The organism is Microcoleus sp. Pol12B3, from assembly GCF_036701355.1.
Classification (GTDB): domain Bacteria; phylum Cyanobacteriota; class Cyanobacteriia; order Cyanobacteriales; family Microcoleaceae; genus Microcoleus.
In genome coordinates, this window is sequence record NZ_JAUBQS010000126.1 from 1 (window position 1) to 5,461 (window position 5,461).

Below are 5,461 nucleotides of genomic sequence, written 5' to 3' on the forward strand. Positions count from 1 at the left end.
TAAACCCTTTCGCCATCGCTCGCACCTATGAATTACGCACTTGATTTACCTAAATACTTCATCTTATCATGTTTTAGCTTGAAATTAAGATGCGTTTACCCTGGGTATCGTTGCAGTTACAGCGTATGGTGTTTGATATGGCTTGACTTTTCCTCTATTATTTGAAGTTGATAAACCGAGAGAAAGACTGCAACCAGAAGATCAATACCTAACTCAACCTGAAATTGCAGCGAAAATGATCGAACAATTGCGTGCGATGGGATTTAAATTTAATTTTGTCCTAGCAGATAGTTTATACGGATAGAGCAGTAAAAATTTAATTCAAATACTAGAGGAATTGAATCTAAATTTTATTTTGGTAATTCGCTATAACCACAAATCATGGGGAGTTACAGACGCGAAAGTCAAATATTCAAAGTGGCAAACATTCAAACGTGTCTTCTCAGGTTTAAGCTCGGAAGACAGATATATAAGAGAGATTATTTGTGGTGATAATCCGGAAATTAAATATTAGCCAATCACAACTGATAAAGAGGAGCTGCCCAAAAACACTACTTGGTATGTAATGAGTAAATTTCCCAAAATTACACCCAGAGAAGTAGGTAATTTTTATGGTTTAAGAACTTGGGTAGAATCTGGGGGGTGACAACCCGCCCCAAACCCAGAGTTAGTAAGGATTGAGCCAACTTGTGGTAAAAAAAGATAGGCAGCAGAATTATTACACGCTTGCCTATCCAAAAAAATAATGATACTAACATTCTACCAGACCCATTTACAAAAATACCTGACGCCATCTCAGTTTTTGGTGATGACAACCTTGCTATCCTTGATGCAATCTGAAAAACAAGTGAGATTAGAACGGCTGTCCCGACTATTTCCGTGTCTAATTACAGCGGAAAGTCGGCGACGAAAATTACAAAGATTTTTAGATTTATCTCACTCGGGCGATCGAATTAATTTGGTTCCCATTAATTACTTATTGGTTGACCACTTATTGCCGTGTTGGTAATCGCTTATCAAGATCCATCGCTCGCAGTCAATGGGGGTGTATTAATCTGTTCATGGTTAGCTTAATCTGGGAGCGAAGAGCAATTCCGTTATACTGGTCATTGTTGCCCAAATTGGGCAGCAGCAACTTCGAGGAACAAACTACAAATCTACAGCAAGTTTGACCATTATTTTCAGAAGATAAATTCATCGTTTTAGGAGACCGTGAATTTTGTTCGGTAGACGCAAGGATTCTGGCTGAAGGAAAAGGGTGTGTCTTTTTGCTGAAGACTGAAGAGGAATTATTGTATCGAAATAGAACATTTAGTTTGGCAACGGTTAGATGAATTAAGAATAGTTCCAGGAACCTCTTTATATTTTCAAGGTAAAAGAGTGAGAAAAACTCGGCCTGCCACGGGATTTGATGTTGCTTGCAAGTGGAAAAGAAACCATAGGGCATGGAAGGTTGATCGAGCATGGTTTATTCTCACGGGTTTAGGGTCATTGCCGGCAGCTATCGATGCTTACAAACAACGGATGGGCATTGAATAAATGTTCGGAGATTATAAAACAGGAGGCTACGATATGACAGGAACTAGCTTAAAAGGAAACCGACTGATTAACATAATTCTGCTCGTGAAACTCGCCTACAGTTCGGCAATATTTGAAGGCACTGATATTGAGAAAAAGCAGTTAATAAAATATGTATGTCGGCGTTAAAAACCTAAAAAACGATATCGAAAACGGAGTACATTTGGTGTTGGCTTAGATGGAGAAAAGTGGGTTAATTATCTCGAACAATATTCGGATCAGGTGGAAAAGTTAATCAAGTTAACTCGAAATAAACGCCGCTTTTATCAACAAGGCATACAAGCTGCAACCATTATACAGTCTATTTCCTAAGCCTATTTCTCACCCCCCCAGAAATTTCACTCAATCTCCGGAAAAAGGCTAGACTTGAGCGCAGACATATTCAGTAAAACTATGTCTATATTGCCACGGCGTACACAAACAAAAATGGCTATAGTTATACTGAGTGATTTTGGCAATGAAGCGGGTATTCAATCCCGCTCTATTACTTCTCAATACCCTCTTGCTGCTAACTGCAAAGCGGGTTATGGCGAGGGATTCTCGGAGGAATTATGATGAACCTAAATTTAGATACTATTTTCTCATCGCTGATGAACCCGGCCCTGAACGAGTTTCAGGCTTGGGCTTTGCAAAACCCGGAAGAAAGTCTCAGCAAAACGATGCTACCGCCGATCGCCCTGATTGAGGGTTTGATTGCCAACGAACCCACCTATTTGCAGATAAAACGGCTGGCTTTCGGAGCCAACTTTTGCTGCGCGGGGCAAGTCGTGATGGGAGAGTTTGACACCCTGGAAAAAGCACTCACATCGCCCCAGGCGCGCGGATGGCGGCTTGGTACTTCTGTACTCGATCCCGATAACGCCCCCAACCAAGATGTTGGCGGTAGGAACCTTTTTCTACTGTCTTTGTCCGATCGCGAAACTGATGGTAGCAGCAACCACGCAGCATTCCGAAGCTGTATGCAGAAATATCTCTTCAACAGTGCGACAGCGGATCGCCAGGGAGACGAAATCAGCAGGCGGTTGCTCGATCGGCTAGCCGCAGATTATGCCGAGATGTCGCACGGTGCGGGGGGAGCGTTTTTTACCGATGTCAAGCGGGGTTGGATGGGATTTTTAGTCCGATACCTGCACTACGTCATCTTTGGGATTAATCCAGACAATTCCGAGTCGATCGAACTTCTCACCGAATTGCATTACACCCGCCAAAGCCCGCTGCACTACTTCGCCGTCATCGGCAACCTGCTGCAAAGCCTGAACCTCTTTGGACACGGGGATTTGTCCGCTCTAATCGAGCGTGCAGCGACTATCTATGAGAATTCCCCAGCTTTAGCCGACTTCGAGGAGAGCTCGGAAAACAACGGCATGACTAAGCGGGAATTGGCAAAGCTGATGACATCAATTATGGGCATAGCGGGACTGCAAGGCCCCCTGCACCTAGGCTACACGGCAATGGGATACCGCCCTCTCCCCGCCTATAAAGGACAGCAGACGGCCGAAATTAACCCGACTGATTTTTGGGATCAGCTCGATTTGGACGATCGCCAGTCGATCGAGCTCTTCCTCCTGGAATGCGCCCGCCTCTGGGCCCCCGTCAGCGCCACCCACCGAGTCGCGACAGAGCCTTTCACCGCAACGGTAGCGGGCAAAGAGCGCACCTTCCCCGCCGGAACCAAGGTACTGATACCGCTCAGCCTGGGGCTGCTAAACGAGAGTTTCTGGGGCTCTACGGTATACGAATTCAACCCTAAGCGGGAGAATTTGTGCCCTTTTCATATGGGATTTCATTCGGTGGGCGATCGGAGTGCGGGACGGATTTGCCCAGCTAAAGATATCGCACTCAAGATGCTAGTGGATGTCGTGAGTACGGTAGGCAAAGTGCGGCGAAACTCTGAGCCTAACTTGCGGCGGTAATCAATCCAAAAGCTCGCATCAGACAGCGGTTGAGACGGAGATATTGCACCCTTCTCGCTTAACAGGCTTTTCGGGACACCCCACAAGACATCAAGTTTATTGTGGGGTGTCCCGCCCTTGAAAAACTTATTGCCAATGATGCAAGATGTGAGTTGAAACCGCACGCCACATAAACTATTGAGCGATCAACTAAGAGATCAAGGGGGTATCTAATAGGAAACCAAAGCACAACTATTTTGAGGATAAGTAATACCATGTTAATCGAACAAAAGCAACTAAAAGACATCGCGACTTGGATGAAAGTAGAACATCCCGCAGAGTTACCCGAAGCCCTGCAAGGTATCTTTTTTATGGACGGGAATGTTTTACCAGACGATTGTCTGACGATGTACAATTCAGACTGGAATGCTGCCGAACGGACGTTATTGCTGCGCGTTTTTGACCCTGTTATCTGGACATTTCATTCATCAATGGCGGGACGGACGTTAATTTATTTAGTCAAATTTTCTCGCTTCAGCTACTTGTTCCGATTCTCGGATGCAACTTTGCAGCACGGGCACATCACGCCGATAGTGTTTGGATGGTCTGTGCCACAGTGGCTTGTAGATTTTTTGATCGATCGAGATCCGAAAACTCCGAATGGAGATATCTGGCATCGCACAAACTCGTTTTTCGGCAGACCTCCTGACAACGGATATACACTCCGCAGGATTGTAGACAAAGATGGGAACTATACATCAGCTTTTCCAGATATGCTGTCTAAGGTTGAGAGTGATTGTTTAATTATTGCCAAAGAGTGAAAATATTGAGGAAAACTACAACACCCGCTTAATTAGGCGGGTTTTGTCGATCGAAGTGGGGGTTTGAACCGACGACCTATAGAACCCATTTGATATCTTTTTAGGGGGTAACTGAAGCAGCAAGTCGTTTGAGCATCAATCTGATAAAACAAAGCTTGAGCTTGGCATTGGCAGCTTCGAGTGTGCGGTCAAAATTTTTGACTAAACTCTTGCATCGCTCTACCCAAGCATTCGATCTTTCAATCACCCATCTAGCTGCAACCGGAACAAATCCCGATTGTCATGAAAGCCTCCTTTTGAGCTTTTGATGGTTTGGCCGAGAGTTCAAACTGGATCTTGGTCATAATTTGAGGATAAATCTGCTCCAAGGAACTCGTCAGTTTTTCAGGATGATAACCATGATCTACCAAGATAGTAATCTTCGGCAGTTCCAGCGGTTTAGATTTGAAGTAATCGATATTTTGGGTTAGCATTTCAATCAACCCTTGGTCATCAGATACGCTGGCTTTGGTGCAGTCGGTAAAGAAGGGAAAGCCCAATATATCAACTGCGAGATGTCTTTTAATCCCATTTGTCGTCTTGTAAAAACAAAACCCTTTCGACTCAATCCCTGCATTACAGGTGTTTTTCACCGCTTGTGAGTCAATCATGATTAGAGTTGTCCACTGAGGCTTTTTTTTTACTTGTTCCCGCACTCGTCCATGTAATTCTGTCATGATTTTGTCTAAGCTCTCATCTTCACACCACTGTTTGTAATGCCAGAAGACAGTTGAATAGGGTGGAAAATCTTTGGGTAAGTCTGCCCAGTTGCAACCATTCTTGAGTTGATACAATATCCCGTTGAGAATTTGCCGCTTTGTCCACACTGGGGGTCTTGTTTTCTTTTTGTGCGGTAATAATGGCTCGATTATTTCCCACTCTTTGTCTGTTACGTCGCTAGAATACCCCATTCACTCCCCCCTCTGCTTTTAATCCACCACTTTTAGCTATCCTACCCGATTGGCAAAAATATCTCAAATGGGTTCTATACGATGCCAAGTTTGATGTGATATCCTTTCCGGTTGCATCGGCATAATCAAATCGAGTCAACAGTTACAGCACTTCCGGATGTTATGAGGTACAGTAGCAGCAATTAGTAAACCAGTTTTTAAGATGTTTCGGATTAATTAA

At 44.2% G+C, this 5,461-nt stretch carries 4 protein-coding genes and 1 pseudogene; 4 read left to right on the forward strand and 1 reads right to left on the reverse strand.

Going from position 1 to position 5,461, the window contains the following annotated elements:
- Window positions 1–103: 103 nt before the first annotated feature.
- The 4 genes and pseudogenes from QUA53_RS28455 to QUA53_RS28470 all read left to right on the forward strand — a co-directional run.
- A pseudogene (locus QUA53_RS28455) lies at window positions 104–640 on the forward strand (transposase); the annotation flags it as partial.
- An 899-nt stretch (window positions 641–1,539) separates the two neighbouring features.
- Window positions 1,540–1,707, forward strand: a complete 168-nt coding sequence (locus tag QUA53_RS28460; protein WP_333223153.1) for a hypothetical protein — start codon at window positions 1,540–1,542, stop codon at window positions 1,705–1,707.
- Between the two features lie 422 nt (window positions 1,708–2,129).
- A complete protein-coding gene (locus QUA53_RS28465; protein WP_333101179.1) occupies window positions 2,130–3,491 on the forward strand; it encodes a cytochrome 450 in 1,362 nt (453 codons plus the stop codon).
- A gap of 254 nt (window positions 3,492–3,745) precedes the next feature.
- The gene (locus QUA53_RS28470; RefSeq protein WP_333101178.1) at window positions 3,746–4,291 is read left to right on the forward strand and encodes a hypothetical protein; all 546 of its coding nucleotides are present in this window, start codon (window positions 3,746–3,748) and stop codon (window positions 4,289–4,291) included.
- A gap of 251 nt (window positions 4,292–4,542) precedes the next feature.
- Here the strand turns inward: QUA53_RS28470 and QUA53_RS28475 are convergent, their stop codons facing one another.
- Complete coding sequence (locus tag QUA53_RS28475; protein WP_333101175.1) at window positions 4,543–5,241, reverse strand: IS5 family transposase; 699 nt, start codon at window positions 5,239–5,241, stop codon at window positions 4,543–4,545.
- Window positions 5,242–5,461 lie beyond the last annotated feature (220 nt).